21 protein-coding genes, 5 tRNA genes and 1 pseudogene are annotated in these 18,935 nt (G+C 63.9%); 23 read left to right on the forward strand and 4 right to left on the reverse strand.

Annotated features, from left to right (window positions below):
* The first annotated feature begins 24 nt into the window (after positions 1-24).
* Together ASF77_RS02625 and ASF77_RS02630 are read left to right on the forward strand one after the other, a co-directional pair.
* Positions 25-1,473, forward strand: a complete 1,449-nt coding sequence (locus ASF77_RS02625; protein ID WP_056333977.1) for a DegQ family serine endoprotease — start codon at positions 25-27, stop codon at positions 1,471-1,473.
* On the forward strand, positions 1,473-1,733 hold the full coding sequence (locus tag ASF77_RS02630) for a glutaredoxin family protein (protein WP_056336262.1): 261 nt from the start codon (positions 1,473-1,475) through the stop codon (positions 1,731-1,733). Before ASF77_RS02625 ends, ASF77_RS02630 begins: the two co-directional genes overlap by 1 nt.
* Positions 1,734-1,860: 127 nt before the next feature.
* On the opposite strand, the gene ASF77_RS23975 is transcribed toward ASF77_RS02630, so the two are convergent.
* Entirely contained in the window at positions 1,861-2,094 is a 234-nt protein-coding gene (locus ASF77_RS23975; protein WP_156648702.1) for a hypothetical protein, read from the reverse strand.
* Positions 2,095-2,135: 41 nt separating this feature from the next.
* On the opposite strand from ASF77_RS23975, the gene lepA reads away from it, so the two are divergent.
* The 21 genes from lepA (at position 2,136) to ASF77_RS23985 (ending at position 17,328) form a co-directional block, all read left to right on the forward strand.
* Positions 2,136-3,929 carry a translation elongation factor 4 gene (gene lepA, locus ASF77_RS02635; protein WP_056333981.1) on the forward strand — a complete coding sequence of 598 codons (1,794 nt, stop codon included), beginning with the start codon at positions 2,136-2,138 and terminating at the stop codon, positions 3,927-3,929.
* The gene (lepB, locus tag ASF77_RS02640) at positions 3,926-4,843 is read left to right on the forward strand and encodes a signal peptidase I (protein ID WP_056333984.1); all 918 of its coding nucleotides are present in this window, start codon (positions 3,926-3,928) and stop codon (positions 4,841-4,843) included. Before lepA ends, lepB begins: the two co-directional genes overlap by 4 nt.
* 6 nt (positions 4,844-4,849) lie before the next feature.
* Positions 4,850-5,275, forward strand: a complete 426-nt coding sequence (locus ASF77_RS02645) for a DUF4845 domain-containing protein (protein ID WP_229445200.1) — start codon at positions 4,850-4,852, stop codon at positions 5,273-5,275.
* A gap of 185 nt (positions 5,276-5,460) precedes the next feature.
* Positions 5,461-6,231 (forward strand): ribonuclease III, encoded by a 771-nt coding sequence (rnc, locus tag ASF77_RS02650; RefSeq protein WP_229445201.1) that lies wholly within the window; start codon positions 5,461-5,463, stop codon positions 6,229-6,231.
* Positions 6,232-6,250: 19 nt separating this feature from the next.
* Entirely contained in the window at positions 6,251-7,306 is a 1,056-nt protein-coding gene (gene era, locus ASF77_RS02655; RefSeq protein ID WP_373961526.1) for a GTPase Era, read from the forward strand.
* Between the two features lie 34 nt (positions 7,307-7,340).
* Positions 7,341-8,135 (forward strand): DNA repair protein RecO, encoded by a 795-nt coding sequence (gene recO, locus ASF77_RS02660; RefSeq protein ID WP_056333991.1) that lies wholly within the window; start codon positions 7,341-7,343, stop codon positions 8,133-8,135.
* Between the two features lie 26 nt (positions 8,136-8,161).
* A complete protein-coding gene (pdxJ, locus tag ASF77_RS02665; RefSeq protein ID WP_056333994.1) occupies positions 8,162-8,932 on the forward strand; it encodes a pyridoxine 5'-phosphate synthase in 771 nt (256 codons plus the stop codon).
* A complete protein-coding gene (gene acpS, locus ASF77_RS02670; RefSeq protein ID WP_056333997.1) occupies positions 8,929-9,333 on the forward strand; it encodes a holo-ACP synthase in 405 nt (134 codons plus the stop codon). Before pdxJ ends, acpS begins: the two co-directional genes overlap by 4 nt.
* A 26-nt stretch (positions 9,334-9,359) precedes the next feature.
* Positions 9,360-11,468 carry an excinuclease ABC subunit UvrC gene (uvrC, locus tag ASF77_RS02675; protein WP_229445202.1) on the forward strand — a complete coding sequence of 703 codons (2,109 nt, stop codon included), beginning with the start codon at positions 9,360-9,362 and terminating at the stop codon, positions 11,466-11,468.
* A 209-nt stretch (positions 11,469-11,677) separates the two neighbouring features.
* A complete protein-coding gene (gene pgsA / locus ASF77_RS02680; RefSeq protein ID WP_056334001.1) occupies positions 11,678-12,256 on the forward strand; it encodes a CDP-diacylglycerol--glycerol-3-phosphate 3-phosphatidyltransferase in 579 nt (192 codons plus the stop codon).
* A gap of 88 nt (positions 12,257-12,344) precedes the next feature.
* Positions 12,345-12,420 (forward strand) — tRNA-Gly (locus ASF77_RS02685).
* 86 nt (positions 12,421-12,506) lie between these two features.
* Positions 12,507-12,582, forward strand: a tRNA-Gly gene (locus ASF77_RS02690).
* Between the two features lie 39 nt (positions 12,583-12,621).
* Positions 12,622-12,697, forward strand: a tRNA-Gly gene (locus ASF77_RS02695).
* Positions 12,698-12,725: 28 nt separating this feature from the next.
* A tRNA-Gly gene (locus tag ASF77_RS02700) sits at positions 12,726-12,801 on the forward strand.
* A gap of 78 nt (positions 12,802-12,879) precedes the next feature.
* Positions 12,880-12,953: transfer RNA gene (locus ASF77_RS02705), tRNA-Cys, on the forward strand.
* A 72-nt stretch (positions 12,954-13,025) separates the two neighbouring features.
* The gene (locus ASF77_RS02710; RefSeq protein WP_056334005.1) at positions 13,026-13,277 is read left to right on the forward strand and encodes a hypothetical protein; all 252 of its coding nucleotides are present in this window, start codon (positions 13,026-13,028) and stop codon (positions 13,275-13,277) included.
* Positions 13,278-13,408: 131 nt separating this feature from the next.
* Entirely contained in the window at positions 13,409-13,582 is a 174-nt protein-coding gene (locus ASF77_RS23980) for a hypothetical protein (protein ID WP_156648703.1), read from the forward strand.
* A gap of 121 nt (positions 13,583-13,703) precedes the next feature.
* Positions 13,704-14,054, forward strand: a complete 351-nt coding sequence (locus ASF77_RS02715) for a CidA/LrgA family protein (RefSeq protein ID WP_056336287.1) — start codon at positions 13,704-13,706, stop codon at positions 14,052-14,054.
* Complete coding sequence (locus ASF77_RS02720) at positions 14,047-14,790, forward strand: LrgB family protein (protein WP_056334008.1); 744 nt, start codon at positions 14,047-14,049, stop codon at positions 14,788-14,790. Before ASF77_RS02715 ends, ASF77_RS02720 begins: the two co-directional genes overlap by 8 nt.
* A gap of 114 nt (positions 14,791-14,904) precedes the next feature.
* Complete coding sequence (locus tag ASF77_RS02725; protein WP_156648704.1) at positions 14,905-17,136, forward strand: TonB-dependent siderophore receptor; 2,232 nt, start codon at positions 14,905-14,907, stop codon at positions 17,134-17,136.
* Positions 17,137-17,169: 33 nt separating this feature from the next.
* Positions 17,170-17,328 (forward strand): hypothetical protein, encoded by a 159-nt coding sequence (locus tag ASF77_RS23985; RefSeq protein ID WP_156648705.1) that lies wholly within the window; start codon positions 17,170-17,172, stop codon positions 17,326-17,328.
* Between the two features lie 58 nt (positions 17,329-17,386).
* On the opposite strand, the pseudogene ASF77_RS25185 reads toward ASF77_RS23985, so the two are convergent.
* From ASF77_RS25185 to ASF77_RS02740, 3 genes and pseudogenes are all read right to left on the reverse strand, one after another.
* Positions 17,387-17,599 (reverse strand): annotated as a pseudogene (locus tag ASF77_RS25185) (homogentisate 1,2-dioxygenase); the annotation flags it as partial.
* Between the two features lie 23 nt (positions 17,600-17,622).
* On the reverse strand, positions 17,623-17,856 hold the full coding sequence (locus tag ASF77_RS02735; RefSeq protein WP_056334019.1) for a hypothetical protein: 234 nt from the start codon (positions 17,854-17,856) through the stop codon (positions 17,623-17,625).
* Positions 17,857-17,926: 70 nt separating this feature from the next.
* Positions 17,927-18,853 (reverse strand): LysR family transcriptional regulator, encoded by a 927-nt coding sequence (locus ASF77_RS02740; protein ID WP_056334021.1) that lies wholly within the window; start codon positions 18,851-18,853, stop codon positions 17,927-17,929.
* Positions 18,854-18,935: the final 82 nt, after the last annotated feature.

Raw genomic sequence — 18,935 nt, forward strand, 5'->3', positions numbered from 1 at the left:
TCCCGTCCTCACCTCCTGACTCTCATGACCAGCACATTTGCGCGCGTAGTCCTGTCGGCCCTGCTGTGGACGGGCGCCAGCCTGTCCGTTTCCTCCGTGGCGCATGCCGCCGCACCCGTCCCGACACCGGTGGTAACGGGGCTGCCCGACTTTTCCGACCTGATCGACAAGGCCGGCCCTGCGGTCGTCAACATCCGCACCACCGAGCGCGTGCGCCTGGGGCAGGGCGGGCCGGGCGAAGAGGAGATGCAGGAATTCCTGCGCCGCTTCTTCGGCCAGCCGATCCCGCGCCGCCGTTCGCCCCAGCCGCAGCAGGAGGAGCAGGAAGTGCAGCGCGGCGTCGGTTCCGGTTTCATCATCTCCGACGACGGCTACGTGCTGACCAATGCCCACGTGGTCGAGGGCGCGGACGAGGTCACGGTCACGCTGACCGACCGCCGCGAATTCAAGGCCAAGGTGCTCGGTTCCGACCGCCGCTCCGACGTCGCCCTGCTGAAGGTGAACGCCACCAGCCTGCCTTATCTGCGCACGGGCGACTCGAGCAAGATCCGCGTCGGCGAATGGGTGATCGCGATCGGTTCGCCCTTCAACCTCGACAATACCGTCACCGCCGGCATCATCTCGGCCAAGTCGCGCGATACCGGCGAATACCTGCCGCTAATCCAGAGCGACGTGGCGGTCAACCCCGGCAATTCGGGCGGCCCCCTGATCAACATGCGCGGCGAAGTCATCGGCATCAATTCGCAGATCGCCACGCTTTCCGGCGCGTATAACGGCATCTCCTTCGCGGTACCGATCGACGAAGTCATGCGCGTGGCCGACCAGCTCAAGAAAACCGGCCGCGTCACGCGTGGACGCCTGGGAGTACAGATCAGCGAAGTCACGCGCGACGTGGCCGAGTCGCTGGGTCTCGGCAAGGCGCGCGGCGCCGAGGTGTCGATGGTGGAAGCGGGCGGGCCGGCCGAGAAGGGCGGCATCAAGGTCGGCGACATCATCCTCAAATTCAATGGCCAGCCGATCGAAACGACGCGCGACCTGCCGCGCCTGGTCGGCGCCTCCAAGATCGGCACCCGCGCCACCGTCACCGTCTGGCGCCGCGGCGCCCAGCTCGACGTGCCGGTCACGATCGTCGCGCTGGAAGACGAAAAGGCGGCCGTCGCCAAGCCGCAGCCGAACAAGCCGGCCCCGGGTGCGGCGCCGAACGCGCTCGGCCTGCACGTGTCGAACCTGAGCCCCGAGCAGCGCCGCAGCCTGAAGCTCGAAGGCGGCGTCGTGGTCGACGCCTCGACCGGCCGCGCCTCGGTCGCCGGGGTGCGTCCGGGCGACCTGATCCTGCAGATGGACAATGTCGAGATCAAGGACGCCACCCAGTTCAACGCCCTGGCCGCCAAGCTCGATCCGAAGAAGAGCGTGGCCGTGCTGGTGCGGCGCGAAAACGTCACCCAGTACCTCGTCATCAAGCCGGCCAAGTGATGCGATTTACCCTGTATTCGCGCAGCTACTGCCACTTGTGCGAAGACATGCTGGCGGCGCTGCAGACGCTGGCGCCGCCGGGGCAGGCCTTCGCGGTGGACGTCATCGACGTCGATGCCGATCCGGCCCTGGTCGAACGCTTCGACGAGCTGGTGCCGGTGCTCTACGGCCGGCTCGACGAACCCGAGCTGTGCCACTACTTCCTCGACGAAGCGGCCGTGCGCCGTTACCTCGAGCGCGCGCCCGCACCGGCGGCATAGACGCAGGGTGGGCGGCTCTGCCGCCCACGCGTTCAACCGACAGACGTCTGCCCGGGCAGCGTTGCGCCGGTGGCGGCCCTTCCCCGGCATGCATCCGGCAACGATCGCGCGTGGACGGCAAAGCCGTTCACCCTACGGCCGATTCGGCGGCGAAGTCCACCGCTCCCACAGAAACCGGGCTTTCTACCTTGAAATCCGGTAAAATGCCTGGCTTGGAAAAGCCGTTGTTGCCAGCACATTTGCCGGCACAGCGGCCAATCACCTTGAGCTTGGTTGAATGAGGGCGCTCGCCTGGGGAGAACAGCCCCACACGAAGCGCCTTTTTCGTATTGCGCCGGCAGTTCGCGGCGCCGCCCGGCACGGCCCGGCGGCTTCGCCCCTTTTTGGTTTTGAGCTTTGTTAATGAACAACATACGTAACTTCTCCATCATCGCCCACATCGACCACGGTAAATCGACCCTGGCCGACCGCATCATCCAGCTCTGCGGCGGCTTGTCCGACCGCGAAATGGATGCGCAGGTGCTCGACTCGATGGATCTGGAGCGCGAGCGCGGCATTACCATCAAGGCGCAGACCGCTGCCCTGCAATACAAGGCGCGCGACGGCCAGGTCTACAACCTGAACCTGATCGATACCCCGGGCCACGTCGACTTCAGCTACGAGGTCTCGCGCTCGCTGTCGGCCTGCGAAGGCGCACTGCTCGTCGTCGACGCGTCGCAAGGCGTCGAGGCGCAGACCGTCGCCAACTGCTATACCGCGCTCGACCTGGGCGTGGAAGTGGTGCCGATCCTGAACAAGATCGACTTGCCGCACGCCGACCCGGACAACGCCAAGAAGGAAATCGAGGACGTGATCGGCATCGACGCCTCGGAAGCGACGACCTGCTCGGCCAAGACCGGCCTCGGCGTCGAAGACGTGCTGGAAGACCTGATCAAGCGCGTGCCGCCGCCGAAAGGCGACGCGGATGCACCGCTGCAGGCGCTGATCGTCGACTCCTGGTACGACCCGTACGTCGGCGTCGTGATGCTGGTGCGCGTGGTCAACGGCACCCTGCGTCCGAAGGACAAGATCCTCTTGATGGCGACCGGTTCCGTGAACCTGGTCGAGAACATCGGGGTGTTCACGCCGCGCTCTGTCTCACTGCCGGAACTGAAGGCCGGCCAGGTGGGCTTCATCATCGCCGGCATCAAGGAACTGACCGCCGCCCGCGTGGGCGATACCGTCACCCTGGCCAGCAAGCCTGCGCCCGCGCCGCTGCCGGGCTTCAAGGAAGTCCAGCCGCAGGTGTTCGCCGGTTTGTTCCCGGTGGAAGCGAACCAGTACGACGCGCTGCGCGACTCGCTGGAAAAGCTGAAGCTCAACGACGCCGCGCTGATGTACGAGCCGGAAGTGTCGCAGGCGCTGGGCTTCGGCTTCCGCTGCGGCTTCCTCGGCCTGCTGCACATGGAGATCGTGCAGGAACGCCTCGAGCGCGAGTTCGACATGGATCTGATCACGACCGCGCCGACCGTCGTCTACGAAGTCGAGATGCGCGACGGTACCATAATCCGCGTCGACAATCCGTCGAAGATGCCGGAGCCCTCGAAGATCAACGAAGTGCGCGAGCCGATCGTCGACGTCAACCTCTACATGCCTCAGGAATATGTCGGCTCGGTGATGACGTTATGTACCTCCAAGCGCGGCATCCAGATGGACATGGCCTACCACGGCCGCCAGGTCAAGCTGCACTACGAAATCCCGATGGCGGAAATCGTGCTCGACTTCTTCGATCGTCTGAAGTCGACCTCGCGCGGCTATGCCTCGATGGACTACGAGTTCAAGGAAAACCGCTCGGCCGACGTGGTGAAAGTCGACATGCTGATCAACAGCGAGAAGGTCGATGCGCTGGCCATCATCGTGCACCGCGCGAATGCGCCGTACCGCGGACGCCAGGTGGCGGCCAAGATGCGCGAACTGATTCCGCGTCAGATGTTCGACGTGGCGATCCAGGCGGCGATTGGCGCCACCATCATCTCGCGCGAGAACGTCAAGGCGCTGCGCAAGAACGTGCTGGCCAAGTGCTACGGCGGCGACATCAGCCGCAAAAAGAAACTGTTGGAAAAGCAAAAAGCTGGTAAGAAACGCATGAAACAGGTTGGTTCGGTGGAGATTCCACAGGAAGCCTTCCTCGCCATCCTTCAAGTGGAAGATAAATGAACCTGCAAACGATCCTGGGGAATTTTGCGCTCATTTTGTTCGTGCTCATGGTGGTCACGGGCGTCATCTGGTTTTGGGATGTTTTCGTTCTGTCCAAGCAGCGCCGCGCCGCGGCCGACGCCGCCCTGGCCGCCTACGACGCCCATCGCAGCAAGCTGACCGCCGACGGTATCAAGCCCGACAACCAGGCCAAGCGCGCGGAGATCGAAGCCGACATCCTGCGCCAGCCGACTTGGGTTGAGTATTCGGGCAGCTTCTTCCCCGTGATCGCTGCGGTCTTCTTCCTGCGCTCCTTCCTGTGGGAGCCGTTCAAAATCCCGTCGAGCTCGATGGTGCCGACCCTGCTGGTGGGCGACCTGATCCTCGTGAACAAGTACACCTACGGCATTCGCCTGCCGATCGTGAACAAGAAGATCATCGACCTCAACGACCCGCAGCGCGGCGATGTCATGGTCTTCAAGTATCCGAAGGACATGAGCCAGGACTACATCAAGCGCGTCATCGGCGTGCCTGGTGACAAGATCACTTACGAAAACAAGCGCCTGAGCGTGAATGGCGTGCCGGTGCAGTACACGGCGCTGGACGATTACCTCGACGACGAGCGTCCGGTCTACCACAAGCAGTTCATCGAAAAACTGCCGGGCAGCGAGCACCGCATCCTAAACACGGAACCGGCGCGTTCGTTCAACCTCGATAGCGTGGAGAACTTCCCGCTGCGCGAAGCCTGCGATTACTCCTACGATAAATTCACCTGTACCGTCCCGGCAGGCAATTACTTCATGATGGGCGACAACCGCGACAACAGCGCGGACAGCCGTTACTGGGGCTTTGTGCCGGACAGGAATATCGTCGGCAAGGCCTTCCTGGTGTGGATGAACTTCGGCGATCCGAAGCGCATCGGCGGCATCCAGTAACGCGTCGTGCAAACCGGAGAAACCAACATGGTCGAGCGCAAACGGGTAGTGGGCAGCAAGCAGGGCGGTATGTCGCTCACCGGGCTGATCCTGGTGCTGATGGTGCTGGGCGCTTTTGCCCTGCTGGCCATCAAGATCGTGCCGTCCTTCCTCGAATACCGCGCCGTACACGACGGCATCGTACGCGCCAAGGCAGCCGGCGGCAGTATCGTCGAGATGCAGCAGAGTTTCGACAAGTTTGCCGAAGTTAACGATGTCGAGGCGATCCGCGGACGCGACCTGGTGATCAGCCACGACGGCGCCAGCCCCGAGATCAGCTTTGCCTACGAGAAGCGCATCCCCCTGACCGAGCGCGCCACCCTCGTCATCACCTACGACGGCACGACCGACCCGAGCGGCGTCGTGGCGGCCAAGGCGGACGGCGCGGACTGATCCGCATCGGCCGCGCTCCAGCAGCGGGGCAGGGCGGCTCACCGCTCCCGGTGCCCCTCGCCGGAAGCGGGCACATCACCATGGCGCGCGCCGGCCGGCGCCGTCCAACCGAGCAGGAAGCGCCGCCTTCGCAGCGGCCGTACTACAATACATCGACAATGAATCTTCAGTTATTGCAAACGCGCTTGGGTTACACGTTCCGGGATGCTGGCCTTCTGCAGCAGGCCCTGACGCATCGCAGCCATAGCAGCCTGCATAACGAACGCCTCGAATTCCTCGGCGACTCGATCCTGAACTGCGTCGTGGCCTCGATCCTGTACGAACGCTTCAGCCACCTCGACGAGGGCGACCTGTCGCGCCTGCGCGCCAACCTCGTCAAGCAGCAATCGCTCTACGAGATCGCCCAGAAGCTGGAACTGTCGCAGTTCCTGCGCCTGGGCGAAGGCGAACTCAAATCGGGCGGTTTCCGCCGTCCCTCGATCCTGGCCGACACCCTCGAGGCCCTGCTGGGCGCGATCTTCCTCGACGCCGGCTTCGACGCCGCGCGCGACGCCATCCGCGCCTTTTATATTCCCCTGCTCGACACGGTCGACCCGCGCACCCTGGGCAAGGACGCCAAGACCCTGCTGCAGGAATTCCTGCAAAGCCGCAAGATCTCCTTGCCGACCTATAACGTGATCGCCACCCACGGCGCCGCCCACAGCCAGGAATTCGAGATCGAATGCCTGGTGCCGAAGCTCAATATCCAGGTCTTCGGGCGCGGCGGCAGCCGCCGTGCCGGCGAACAGGCCGCTGCCCGCCTGGCGCTGGAAGTGGCCGAACAGGCGCTGCGCAAGACTCCGGCCGCCAGCCGCAAGGCCAAGCCGCGTGCCGCCCAGCTCAAGCTGGCCGGTATCGCCACCATCCAGGGCGAGGATGCGCCAGGCGCGCAGTCCGCTCCCACCAAACAGGCATGACATCAGGCATAAGCGAAGTATGAATACCGTAAATAATCCCGACGAAAATATCGATCCCGTTCATAACGCGAATAACGACGCGGACACGGACGCGAACGACAACGCAGCGACCGGCGCCAACGAGAGCGGCCAGGAAGTCGACCTCAACGCCTTCTTCGCCGACCGCAAGGACATCAGCAACGGCACCTCGGCAGAAGGCTTCCGTTGCGGCTACATCGCCATCGTCGGCCGCCCGAACGTGGGCAAATCGACGCTGATGAACGTGCTGATCGGCGCCAAGGTGTCGATCACCTCGCGCAAGGCGCAGACCACGCGCCACCGCATCACCGGCATCCAGACCCATGACGACGCCCAGTTTATCTACGTCGATACGCCAGGATTCCAGACGCGTCATGCGAACGCACTGAACAAAACGCTGAATAAAACTGTCTCGAATACGCTGACGGCGTCGGATGTCGTGCTCTTCATCGTCGAGGCCGGTACCTTCGGCCCGGCCGACCAGCAGGTGCTCGATTTGCTGCCGAAGAACGTGCCGGTGATCCTGGTGATCAACAAGTCCGATCGCATGAAGGACAAGGCGACCCTGATGCCCTTCGCCCAGAAGGTCGCAGCGCTGCGCGACTTCACCGCCATCGTCCCGGTCTCGGCCAAGCTGCGCTTCCAGGTCGACGCGCTCGAACGCGAGATCCGCAACCACCTGCCAGAAAATCCGCCCGTCTTCGGCCCGGACGACATCACCGACCGCAGCGAGAAATTCCTGGCCGCCGAGATCGTGCGCGAAAAAGTGTTCCGCCTGCTGGGCGACGAATTGCCCTACACGAGCACAGTGCTCATCGAGCAGTTCCTGCAAGAAGGCAACCTGCGCCGCATCTTCGCCGCCATCCTGGTCGAGCGCGATACCCATAAATCGATGATCATCGGTAACAAGGGGGCGCGCTTGAAAGAAATCTCGACCCAGTCGCGTCTCGACATGGAAAAACTGTTCGGCGGCCCTGTATACCTGGAGATCTGGGTCAAGGTCAAGTCGGGCTGGGCGGACAACGAAGCGGGCCTGCGCGCCTACGGTTACGAATAAGCGCGAGCGAAGCGCCGGAGGATGATCCCACCGCATGACGAGCCTCGACCCCGATCTCGCCCCTGCCACCGGGGCCCCTGAAGCGCCCGCTCCGCGGCGCAGCCGCGTCCCTGTACGTGACACCCGGATCAATGGCCAGCCGGCCTTCGTCCTGCACAGCTACCCGTACAAGGAGACGAGCCTCATCGTCGACCTGTTCACGCGCGACCATGGCCGCATCGCGGTCGTGGCCAAGGGCGCGAAGCGGCCGCTGTCCAAGCTGCGCGGCGTGCTGCAGACCTTCCAGCCGCTGTCCGTGTCCTGGAGCGGCAAGCAGGAACTGCGTACCCTGATCGATGCCGAATGGGTGGGCGGCATGCTCCCCATCGAACGCACCGCCTTGCTGTGCGGCTTCTACCTCAACGAACTGCTGGTGAAACTGCTGGCGCGCGACGACCCGCACCGCGCGCTGTTCGACCACTACATTTCGACGCTCAACGAGCTGGCGCACGACGAACCGGCACAAATTGCCTTGCGAAAGTTCGAACGGGCCTTACTTAAGGAAACAGGCGTCGCCGCCGATCTAAAACGCTCGACGACGACGCGCGAGACGGTCGAGGCGAACCTCGACTATGTGGTCGATCCGGAACGCGGCGCGCGCGAAGCCCGCGTGTCCGACGTCTGGCCCGTGGTGTCCGGCAAGACCCTGCTCGACATGGAGCGCGAGGATTACGCCGACCCGGCGACGCAGGCGCAGAGCAAGCAGTTGATGCGCTTCCTGCTGGCGCACCACCTGGGCGGCGTGCCGCTCAACACGCGCCAGATTTTGATCGACCTGATGCAGCTGTAGTCACATAACCGAAGAACAAGACAACCATGAGCTTCCTGCAACCCGTAGGCCAGGTCATCGACCTGGGCGTGAACATCGACCACATCGCCACCGTGCGCAATGCGCGCGGCACCGTTTATCCGGATCCGCTGCGCGCGGCCTTGCTCGCCGAGCAGGCCGGCGCCGACCTGATCACGCTGCACCTGCGCGAAGACCGGCGCCACATCAAGGACGCCGACGTGCTGGCGATGCGCCCGCAACTGGCCACGCGCATGAACCTGGAAGCGGCCGTCACGCAGGAGATGATCGACTTCGCCTGCCAGGTGCGCCCGCAGGACGTGTGCCTGGTGCCCGAGCGGCGCGAGGAAGTCACGACCGAAGGCGGCCTCGACGTCATCCGCTACTACAAGGAAGTCGAGACGGCCGTGAAGCAGCTGAAAGGCGAGGGCATCCGCGTCTCGCTCTTCATCGATGCCGACGAAGGGCAGATCGCCGCCGCGGCCCAGGCCGGCGCCACCGTGATCGAGCTGCACACGGGCCGCTATGCCGAAGCCGAGGGCGAGGAAGCGGCGCGCGAACTGGAACGCATCCGCGCCGGCGCGCTGGCCGGGGTGCGCAACGGGCTGGTCGTGAACGCCGGCCACGGCCTGCACTACACGAACGTGCAGCCGGTGGCCGCGATCCGCGAGATTGCCGAGCTGAACATCGGCCACGCGATCGTGGCGCATGCGCTGTTTGCCGGCTGGGAAAACGCCGTGCGCGAAATGAAGGCGATCATGGTCGCGGCGCGCCTCGGCGTGACCCTGGGGGCAAAATGATCTACGGCATCGGCACCGATATCGTCCAGATCTCGCGTGTCGAGGCGGCCCTCGCACGCAGCGGCCCGCGTTTCGCCGAAAAGATCCTGGGCCCGCAGGAACTCGAGAAATACCATGCGCGGCGCGCGCGCAGCGAAGTGCGCGGCCTGCGTTTCCTGGCCACGCGCTTCTCGGCCAAGGAAGCGTTTTCGAAAGCCATCGGCCTGGGCATGCGCATGCCCATGACCTGGCGTTCGGCCCAGATGCTCAACGCCCCGAGCGGCAAGCCGGTCATCGTCTGCAGCGGCGCGCTCGAGGAATTCATGCAGCAGAACAGACTGGCCGCCCAGGTGACGATCAGCGACGAGGCCGACTATGGCGTCGCCTTCGTGATCGTGACGCAGGACGCGGCGGCACCGTAAGCAACCATTAGGCAAGCGAACTCTCAGTGACCAAGGAAGTGCAATCCCCCGAACTGCCGGAGCAACCGGCGCCAGCCGACACCTCGCCCGACCATGTGGCGGAAGCACCGGTCGCCTACGTGGCGGCGGGCGGAGCGGCCATGCCCGCGCCCCATCCCGTCGAGGACAAGCCCAAGCGCGGCCGCGGCGCCAAGGCCGACGCCACGCCGACGCCGCGCGCCCGTCCCGATACCTGGCAGGTCATGAAGGAAGAGCTGACGGCGACCCTGAAGGAAGACGCCGCCGGCCCCGTCCAGCCCAGCGCCACCGCGCGCGAGCAGGTGCTGGCGACGGTCGCCAAGCTGCCCGGGCTGCCGGGCGTGTACCGCTATTTCGACGCCAACGGGAACGTGCTCTATGTCGGCAAGGCGCGCAACCTGAAGAACCGCGTGTCGAGCTATTTCCAGAAGAACCTGTCGAGCCCGCGCATTGCGATGATGGTGGGCCAGATCGCGCACCTGGAAACGACGGTCACGCACAGCGAAGCCGAAGCCCTGATCCTGGAAAACAACCTGATCAAGGCGCTCAAGCCACGCTACAACATCCTGTTCCGCGACGACAAAAGCTATCCCTACCTGAAGATCACGGGTGGTGACTTCCCGCGCATGGCGTATTATCGCGGCGCCCTCGATCGCAAGAACCAGTACTTCGGCCCCTTCCCGAGCGCCTGGGCGGTGAAGGAGTCGATGCAGATCCTGCAAAAGGTCTTCATGCTGCGCACCTGCGAGGACAGCGTGTTTGCCAACCGCACGCGCCCCTGCCTGCTGCACCAGATCGGCCGCTGCAGCGGGCCCTGCGTCAACCTCATCGACAAGGATGAGTACAAGGTGGACGTCGAGAACGCCGCGAAGTTCCTGCGCGGGCGCCAGACCGAGGTCATGGAAGACCTGCAAGGCAAGATGCAGGGCTTTGCCGAAAAGCTGATGTTCGAGCAGGCCGCCGGCGTGCGCAACCAGATCCAGTCGCTCTCGCGTGTGCTCCACCAGCAAAGCATGGAGACGACCGGCGACGCCGACGTCGACATCATCGCCGTGGTGGTGCAGGGCGGACGCGCCTGCGTCAATCTCGCCATGGTGCGCGGCGGACGCCATCTGGGCGACCGCGCCTATTTCCCGACCCAGGTGAACGAGGCGATCGCCGAGCTCTCGATCGAATGCGAAGTGCTGGCCGCCTTCCTGGTACAGCATTACACCGACAAATTCATTCCCGGCACCCTGATCCTGAACATCGAGTTCGACCAGCCGGAACTGATGGTGGCCCTGATCGAGCAGTGCGGGCACCGGATCAACCTGATCTTCCAGCCCCAGGGCCAGCGCCGCCAGTGGCTTGAGCTCGCTCAAAAGGGCGCCGAGATCTCCCTGGCCCGCCTGCTGTCTGAACAAGGGTCGCAGCAGTCGCGTACGCGCGCGCTGGCCGAGGCCCTGTCGCTGGACGCGTCGGATCTCGACAGCCTGCGTATCGAATGCTTCGACATCAGCCACACGGCGGGCGAAGCCACGCAGGCATCCTGCGTGGTCTTCCACCACCACGCGATGCAGAACTCGGAATACCGCCGCTACAACATCAACGGCATCACGCCGGGAGACGATTACGCGGCCATGCGCCAGGTGCTCATGCGACGCTACGAAAAGGTCGCGGGCGGCGAGGGCGTCATGCCCGACATCGTGCTGGTCGATGGCGGCAAGGGGCAGGTCGAGATGGCGCGCCAGGTGTTCTCCGAGCTGGGCCTGGACATCGGCCAGATCGTCGGCGTGGCGAAAGGCGAGGGCAGGCGCGTTGGCCTCGAGACGCTGATCTTCGCCGACGGCCGCGCGCCGCAGGAGCTGGGCAAGGAATCGGCCGCGCTGATGCTCGTCGCCCTGATCCGTGACGAGGCGCACCGCTTCGCCATCACCGGCATGCGCGCCAAGCGCGCCAAGACGCGCCAGGCCTCGCGCCTGGAAGAGATCGAGGGCATCGGCGCCAAGCGCCGCCAGCGCCTGCTTGCGCGCTTCGGCGGCCTGCGCGGGGTGGTCGACGCCAGCGTCGAAGATCTGTGCAGCGTGGAAGGCATCTCGACCGCGCTGGCGGAAGAGATATATCGCCAGCTGCACTAAGCGCCAGCTGCACTAAGCGCCAGCTCCACTAAGCGCCAGCTGTACTGAACAATGGATGATGCCAGTGCCGGCCGGGCACGGCGTCGTCGCGGCCTGACCCGGACTTCGCATGCGTGATCCCCACCGTTGAGCTCACCTAGTTTAAAAAGCAATACCCATGTAGACTAGCGGCGCACGCATTTTTCAACGGTAAGCCAGATCACGCCCTTATGCCTTTCAACATCCCGATTCTCCTGACCTGGTTACGTGTAGCACTCATTCCTCTCGTTGTCGGCGTGTACTACCTTCCCGAACAGTGGCTGCCGCATGCCGACCAGAACCTGGCGGCGACCCTCGTCTTCATCATTGCCGCCGTCACCGATTGGTTCGACGGCTTCCTGGCGCGGCGCTGGAACCAGACCTCGGCCTTCGGCGCCTTCCTCGATCCGGTCGCCGACAAGCTGATGGTCGCCGGCGCACTCCTGATCCTGATCCAGCTGCAGCGCGTGGACGCCGTCATCGCCTTCATCATCATCGGCCGCGAAATCACTATTTCCGCCCTGCGCGAATGGATGGCCGAAATCGGCGCGCGCAAGTCGGTCGCCGTCAGCTCGCTGGGGAAGGTCAAGACCGCCGCCCAGATGGCCGCGATCCCGATGCTGCTGTTCCATGACAGCATCTTCGGCATCGACATTCACTTCTGGGGCGAGCTGCTGTTGTGGGTGGCGGGTGTGCTGACGGTATGGTCGATGTTCTACTACCTGCGCCGCGCCTGGCCAGTGATAAAGGAAAAAGGCGGGAATTTGTAAGATTAATTCTCTGTCATCCTTGACGTACGGATCAGATCATCTATAATGCTTGCCTGTTGTGACGACATCGCAACAAACGAACGACAAAGCGGGAGTAGCTCAGTTGGTAGAGCGCAACCTTGCCAAGGTTGAGGTCGAGAGTTCGAGACTCTTCTCCCGCTCCAAACGTTCATAGATGTCAGTGGCAATGCGCAGTACGGGTTGTCTTGGAAATCGCAACAAATTCTGAGATAATCGATGTTTCAAGCATGCGGGAGTAGCTCAGTTGGTAGAGCGCAACCTTGCCAAGGTTGAGGTCGAGAGTTCGAGACTCTTCTCCCGCTCCAGTTTGGAGCAGCAGTAGTAAGGATAGAAACACACTCCGTGCGGGAGTAGCTCAGTTGGTAGAGCGCAACCTTGCCAAGGTTGAGGTCGAGAGTTCGAGACTCTTCTCCCGCTCCATAAGGCGTGTCATAGCAGTAACTCCTAAGCGGGAGTAGCTCAGTTGGTAGAGCGCAACCTTGCCAAGGTTGAGGTCGAGAGTTCGAGACTCTTCTCCCGCTCCAGAATTCAGAGAAGACATTTCCCTTCTCCTGTTGATGTGGATCATAACCGTCCAGCTCAGCAGTCGTATTATACCTACTGGCGAGGTAGCAAAGCGGTTATGCAGCGGCCTGCAAAGCCGTCTAGACGGGTTCGACTCCCGTCCTCGCCTCCAGAACACAGCCGAAATCGCCACTCGTTGGCGATTTTTGCATTTCTGGGTCTTCACCATCTTAGCGAATCGACCATGGGTCACGACATCCACATCTTCCGCGACGCGCGTGCTCTCGCGCTGCGCATCTGGCGCAATGCCGCTACATTTTTCCTCAGCATCGAACTGGCTCTGATGGTGCTGGTCGCCGTCGCCACCGTCGGCGGCGTCTGGCTGGCCGTCCTGCACGACCTGCGCAGCCTGCTTGCCTTTGGTTTCGCGATTGCCTATGTCGCGGCGCGTTCGGTGTTGCACGTCAAGCGCAAGCTGAGCTGGCCATTTATTTAGAGCTGAGCTATCGCTTGGCACATGGAAATGGACGTCATGTGTTTTGTGAATGACTATCATCATGGATCGCAATTTGATTTCTATCTGAAGAAGTCCATACTGTAAGGTAACAACTTCAGAGAGAAACCATCATGTCGACCAAATCGCTTCCGTTATCCGCCAAACTGCGCTCGGCCGCAACCGCCATCGCCGCCGCCATAACCCAGAGCGCCGACGTCTGGCGACTGTACCGCCTGGTCGGCAATGCCGATTCGCTCAGCCCGGCCGTGGTCGAGAACCTTGCTCGGCGCGCCCGCGCGCAGTAACACCTCCAGCGCCCGCTTCCCAGGCGGGCGTGCTCGGCCGGGAGCCGAAGTGGCGTAAGATCGAAGGGAACCCGTGTCGCCTTCGCGTGCACGGCAGCGTCACTTCGAGGACAAGGCCGCCATGCTCCCCGCATTCGCCATCCTGCTGCTTTTCCAATGCCTCGGCGAAGGCGCCGTCTTCCTGCTCGGCCTGCCGGTACCCGGCCCCGTCGCCGGCATGATCCTTCTGTTCGTCTCCCTGCTGGTCTGGCCCGCGCTGCAAACGCGCAGCGAAGCCGCCGCCAACGAACTGCTGCGCCATCTGTCACTGCTCTTCGTCCCCGCCGGCGTCGGCATCGTCGCCGCGGCCGGCAGCGGCAGTGGCCACTGGTTGGCGATCATCGCTTCGCTGGTCGTCAGCACGATGCTCACGCTGGCCGTCACGGCCCTCGTGCTGCGCGGGATGAAGCCGGAAGGAGAGGGCGATGCCTGATTTTGCCGGGCTGAGCCACTTCTGGGTCTATCTCTCCGCCTCGCCCCTGCTCGGGCTGACCATTACCCTGTGCACCTATGTCGCGGCGCAGGGCGTCTATGCACGCTGCGGCTATTCTCCGCTGGCCAATCCGGTGGCGATCGCGATCCTCCTCGTCAGCCTGGCGCTGCTCGCCAGCGGCATGTCGTATGAACGGTATTTCGCGGGCGCCCAGTTCGTCCACTTCCTGCTCGGCCCGGCCACCGTGGCGCTGGCGGTGCCGCTGGCGCGCCAGCTGCCGCGCATGCGGCGCGCTTTCCTGCCGCTGCTGGCGGCCCTGCTGACGGGATGCGTGACGGCGATCGTCTCGGCCGTCGCCGTCGTACTGCTGCTGGGCGGCTCGGCCGAGCTGGCGCGCACGGTCGGGCCGAAGTCGGCGACCACGCCGATCGCGATGGCGGTGGCCGAGCGCCTGGCCGGCGCGCCGGCCCTGACGGCCGTGCTGGTGATCGGCACCGGCATCTTCGGCGCCGTCACGGCGCGTTTTCTCTTCAACGCCTTGCGCATCGACTCTCCCGCCGCACGCGGCTTCGCCCTGGGTGTGGCTTCGCACGGCATCGGCACGGCGCGCGCTTTCCAGGTCAGCGCCGAGATGGGTGCTTTCGCCGGTCTCGGCATGGGGCTGAATGGCGTGTTGACCGCCTTGCTGGCGCCCTGGCTGGTGCCGCTGGTGCTGCGCTTTTACGCTTGGTTCTAGATCTTCAGCACCACCCTACATTAGCCATATTTATCTATTAATTCATTGAATTAATATTTATTATTGTCTAATATAAACGTTTATTTATAACAACAAATTGACGCAGGATGTTTGGTGAGCAGTAATAGAAGCAGCGCAATCGTCGTCATCACGGCAGGACTTCTTTTTCATTACGACGCGCACGGCGCGCAAAAGAACGACGCTTCAACAATTGCAGCCGTTTCCACCGACAAGCCGAATGCTCCGGCGCAGGTGACGGTCAGCGGCAGCGTTTCCGACCTCGACGCGCGGCGTGAGTCGATAGCCGGGAAAATCGTCGTCGGACGCAAGGCGATCGAGGAAAGCGGCGTCGCCACCGTCCACGAACTGCTGAAGCGCCAACCCTCGATTACCGTCTCTTCGAATGGCCGTCTCGGCCTGATGGGGATGCCAGGCTATACGCAAATCCTGATCGACGGCGTCGCGCCGGTAGCAGGCAAAAATCCGCTTGATACCGACGTCGTCCATATCGAGCGTATTGAAATAGTCAAATCCGCGCTGGCTGAATTCGGGCCGTATGGCAGCGCCGGCACCATCAATATCGTCTCGCGCAAGATCACGCGCCGCAGCAATACTCAGCTGCGCACTGGATTGAGCGGCGGCGAACGCGATGGCGGGGCGAGTGTCGCCTGGTCGACCAACCGTTCGACGGACGGTTCGCCGATCAGCTATGCACTGCAGCTCTCCGCCGGCAAGACCCATCAACTCTCAGAGGAAAAATCGACGCTGTTCGATATCGAGGCGGGCCGCATGGCCAGGCTGCGCGAACGTGGTAAGGCCGGTATCGATAACGATAGCGCCCGAGTGAGCGGCGGCGCGACGCTCACCTGGCAGGCCACCTCAACCGACAAGCTCAGTATCGAACCCGGCTTCATGGCCCTCGATATCGACGTCGACAGCCACAACGACCACGCCTGGATTCCACCGCATACCGGCGCCTTGCGATCGACGCAATCCGCGCGCAGTCCCTTCCGCTCGATCTCCATGCCGCTTCGATGGAACAAGGTGTTTGCCGATCGTTCGACCGTGGCCTTGTCGCTGTCGCCGACGCGCTTCTCCGTGCGCCGGGATGTCGACCGGACGGACGCGTTCGCGTCCAACGTGGAGCGCCGCGCACGCGACGAACGATCCGAGCGCAGCGCCGATTTCCTCAAGGCCGACTACACGACCAAAGTCGGCGCGCAGCATACGGTCAAGCTGGGCACGACGGTCGGCCGCAATACCGAGGACACGCGTTTCGAGAGCCTCGTCGATGGTGCGCCAGACCCGAGCCTGGCCCGGCTCGGCGCCGACAGGGCGATTACTGACCGCAGGCTCAACGTCTACATTCAGGATACGGCGCAGTTGACGACGACCCTGGGCGCGAATGCGGGCGTCACCTTCGAAACCCGCAAGGCGCGCATCCGTGAAGGGGCGTTGCGCAGCACGTCCGCGCACTCGATCCTGTCGCCGTCCGCCAACCTGAGCTGGCGGCCCGACCCGGCGTCGAAGCATCAGGTGCGCCTTGGTGTAGCGCGCACCTTCAACGCGCCCTTCAGCGATCAGCTGACGCTGCGGCCCGAGATCAATCCCCTGGCGCCATGCGCGAGCACGACCTTGTGCGGCGCCAACAGCGCGGCCTTTGCCGACCGCACGGGTAACCCGAACCTGCAACCCGAAAAAGCGCTGGGCCTGAACCTGGCGCTCGAGCGCTATATCGCCGGCGATACCGTCGTCACGGTCGAACTGTTCGCGCGCCGGATCACGGACGCCATCGGCACCGACCTGGTGCTGCTGGACGTGCCCTGGGCGCAGGCCCCGCGCTACGTCCTGCGTCCGGAAAACCTCGGCACGGCGCGCAGCCTCGGCGCCAGCGTGGAGCTGCAGATGCTGGCCACCGACCTCTGGGCGGGCGCGCCCAAGCTCGAACTGCGCGGCGCGCTCACGGTGGCGCGTTCCCGTATTTCGACCGTGCCCGGCCCGGACAACCGCATCGCGAACCAGTCGCCCTGGACGGCCAAGCTGGGCGGCGGCTACGCCTTGAACAGCGTACCGCTGAAAGTCAACGTCGACCTGAACACGACGCCCGCGGGCTGGATCCGTACCAGCCTTGCGCGGCGCACTTACCACGATCGGCGCGTCGACCTGAGCATGGACGGCGCCTGGACGTTCAGTCCGGCGCTCAAGCTGCGGCTGAACCTGGACAACCTGGGCAGCACATCGCTGCGCAGCCGGGAAGAATTCTTCGCAGCCGATGGCGGGGCGCTCCGTTTCACCGACCGGAGCAGGGTGCCCACGGTCGGACTGCGCCTCGAACAACGATTCTGACGCACCCATTTCAACCCAAACACAGGAGACACCATGAAAAAATTCCTCGCCTTGCTGGTCGTCGTGACCGTCTCGTCGTCCAGCTTCGCCGGCTATGATCCGAAGGTCTGCTACAAGCGCTGCATGGACGATCTGAACGACAAGCAGAAATGCGAATACATCTGCTACAACAAGAAAGCGCCCGACGCCTGATCTCCCCGATCGGCCATGCTCATGGCCGCTCCGGATCGAACTGCTTGCGAAAGCCCTGTCAGCACTGGAAGAAGTCCGGCGGCAGCTGCAGCGAGGACGGCGCGTGGGCCGTTCGAGCCGATCGGCCCCATGCCGGCAGGTGCACCTGGAAGCGGATGCCGCGCGGGTTCACGGCGATCTCCTGCGCCTCGACGTCCGCCATCGCCAGCTCGGTCGCGATCGACAGGCGGCCCTGCTGCGGCACGAGCCGGGTGCGAAGATTTGCATCGGCCCGATAGCGGACGCTGCGTTCCCTTAGCTGCTCTTGGCCGCCCGCCGCGGACTACGGCGCGTGCGATGCTTACGGCGCGAGGTCGTGCGCCGCGCCGGCTTGTGCGCCGTCTTGGTCTCGCCGGCCGCTGCGCGCTGCTTGTTGACGATGCGCGCTGCGACTTCGTCTTCGCGGCCCTTATAGCGCTTCTCTTTCTTGAATTTGCGTTCCAGCTTCTTGGCTTCGCGCTCGCGGCGCGGACTGGCTCCTCGGGGCATGTCGGCTTCTCCTTGACGTTATTTGTATGGCCCGATCTTACCCAAGAAGCCCGGCCGAGGGCGCACGCGCTCACTCCAGGTCGGCGTCGAAGGTCTCCTTCACCAGCGTGCGCAGCCAGGCGTTGGCGGCGTCGTGCTGGTAGCGCGGGTGCCAGAACTGGCGGATGCCGAAGGGCGGCACGGCGACCGGCGTCTCGACCATGCGGATGCTGCGGTAGCGCGCGAACTTGGTCGCCAGTTCGCGCGGTACGGTAGCGATCAGCTCCGGGTTCTGCTCGATGATCATCGGCACCGTCAGGAAGTGCGGCGTGGTGAGATAAATGCGGCGGCGCGGGCCGGCGCCGGCGTCGATCACGTTGTCGTAGGCGTCTTCGGTGCGGCCCGAAAGCGAGACGACGATGTGTTCCATCGCGAAGAACTGTTCACGTGCGAGCGTCTCGCCGATCGCGCGGTTGCCGCGGTTGACGATGGTGACGAAGGAACGCGTGAACAGCTGCTGCTGGAACAGGCCTTCCGGCACCGAATGCAGGGAGCCGAGCGCGAGGTCGGCCGCGCCGCTGTCGAGCAGGGCGCCGATCTGCTGCACCGGCGCCTGCAGCGTGCGCAGCGTGCAGCCGGGCGCCGCGCGGCGCAGGGCCTTGATCAGGCGCGGCAGGAAGATCAGCTCGCCCATGTCGGTCAGGCAGAGGCCGAAGCTGCGCCGCGCGCTGGCCGGGTCGAAGCCTTCGCGCACGAGCAGTTCGCCGCGCACCGTCTCCATCACCGCCCGCACCGGCGCCAGCAGTTCCAGCGCGCGCGGGGTCGGCTGCATGCCGGCGCCGGTTTTTAAAAACAGCGGGTCGCCGAAGAATGCGCGCAGGCGCTTCAAGGCATGGCTGACCGTGCTCTGCGACATATCCAGCTCCTCGGCCGCGCGGCTGACGTTGCGCACCCGAACCAGGGTCTCGAACACGGGCAGCAGGTTCAGATCCAGTCCACCGTTATGGATATCGTTCATAACGCCTATCGATGAATGACGATTGTCAGATGATACGGCAGCTCGTATCGTTCCGGTATCGACCTACATGCCAAAATAAAGA

The organism is Massilia sp. Leaf139 (genome assembly GCF_001424165.1).
Taxonomy (GTDB): domain Bacteria; phylum Pseudomonadota; class Gammaproteobacteria; order Burkholderiales; family Burkholderiaceae_D; genus Telluria.

Excerpts from the sequence above, each read along its gene's own strand:
- ASF77_RS02625 (WP_056333977.1), top strand. The coding sequence starts at position 25 with ATGACCAGCACATTTGCGCGCGTAGTCCTGTCGGCCCTGCTGTGGACG.
- ASF77_RS02630 (WP_056336262.1), top strand. The coding sequence starts at position 1,473 with ATGCGATTTACCCTGTATTCGCGCAGCTACTGCCACTTGTGCGAAGAC.
- lepA (WP_056333981.1), top strand. The coding sequence starts at position 2,136 with ATGAACAACATACGTAACTTCTCCATCATCGCCCACATCGACCACGGT.
- lepB (WP_056333984.1), top strand. The coding sequence starts at position 3,926 with ATGAACCTGCAAACGATCCTGGGGAATTTTGCGCTCATTTTGTTCGTG.
- era (WP_373961526.1), top strand. The coding sequence starts at position 6,251 with ATGAATACCGTAAATAATCCCGACGAAAATATCGATCCCGTTCATAAC.
- recO (WP_056333991.1), top strand. The coding sequence starts at position 7,341 with ATGACGAGCCTCGACCCCGATCTCGCCCCTGCCACCGGGGCCCCTGAA.
- pdxJ (WP_056333994.1), top strand. The coding sequence starts at position 8,162 with ATGAGCTTCCTGCAACCCGTAGGCCAGGTCATCGACCTGGGCGTGAAC.
- acpS (WP_056333997.1), top strand. The coding sequence starts at position 8,929 with ATGATCTACGGCATCGGCACCGATATCGTCCAGATCTCGCGTGTCGAG.
- pgsA (WP_056334001.1), top strand. The coding sequence starts at position 11,678 with ATGCCTTTCAACATCCCGATTCTCCTGACCTGGTTACGTGTAGCACTC.
- ASF77_RS02710 (WP_056334005.1), top strand. The coding sequence starts at position 13,026 with ATGGGTCACGACATCCACATCTTCCGCGACGCGCGTGCTCTCGCGCTG.
- ASF77_RS23980 (WP_156648703.1), top strand. The coding sequence starts at position 13,409 with ATGTCGACCAAATCGCTTCCGTTATCCGCCAAACTGCGCTCGGCCGCA.
- ASF77_RS02715 (WP_056336287.1), top strand. The coding sequence starts at position 13,704 with ATGCTCCCCGCATTCGCCATCCTGCTGCTTTTCCAATGCCTCGGCGAA.
- ASF77_RS02720 (WP_056334008.1), top strand. The coding sequence starts at position 14,047 with ATGCCTGATTTTGCCGGGCTGAGCCACTTCTGGGTCTATCTCTCCGCC.
- ASF77_RS23985 (WP_156648705.1), top strand. The coding sequence starts at position 17,170 with ATGAAAAAATTCCTCGCCTTGCTGGTCGTCGTGACCGTCTCGTCGTCC.
- ASF77_RS02735 (WP_056334019.1), bottom strand. The coding sequence starts at position 17,856 with ATGCCCCGAGGAGCCAGTCCGCGCCGCGAGCGCGAAGCCAAGAAGCTG.
- ASF77_RS02740 (WP_056334021.1), bottom strand. The coding sequence starts at position 18,853 with ATGAACGATATCCATAACGGTGGACTGGATCTGAACCTGCTGCCCGTG.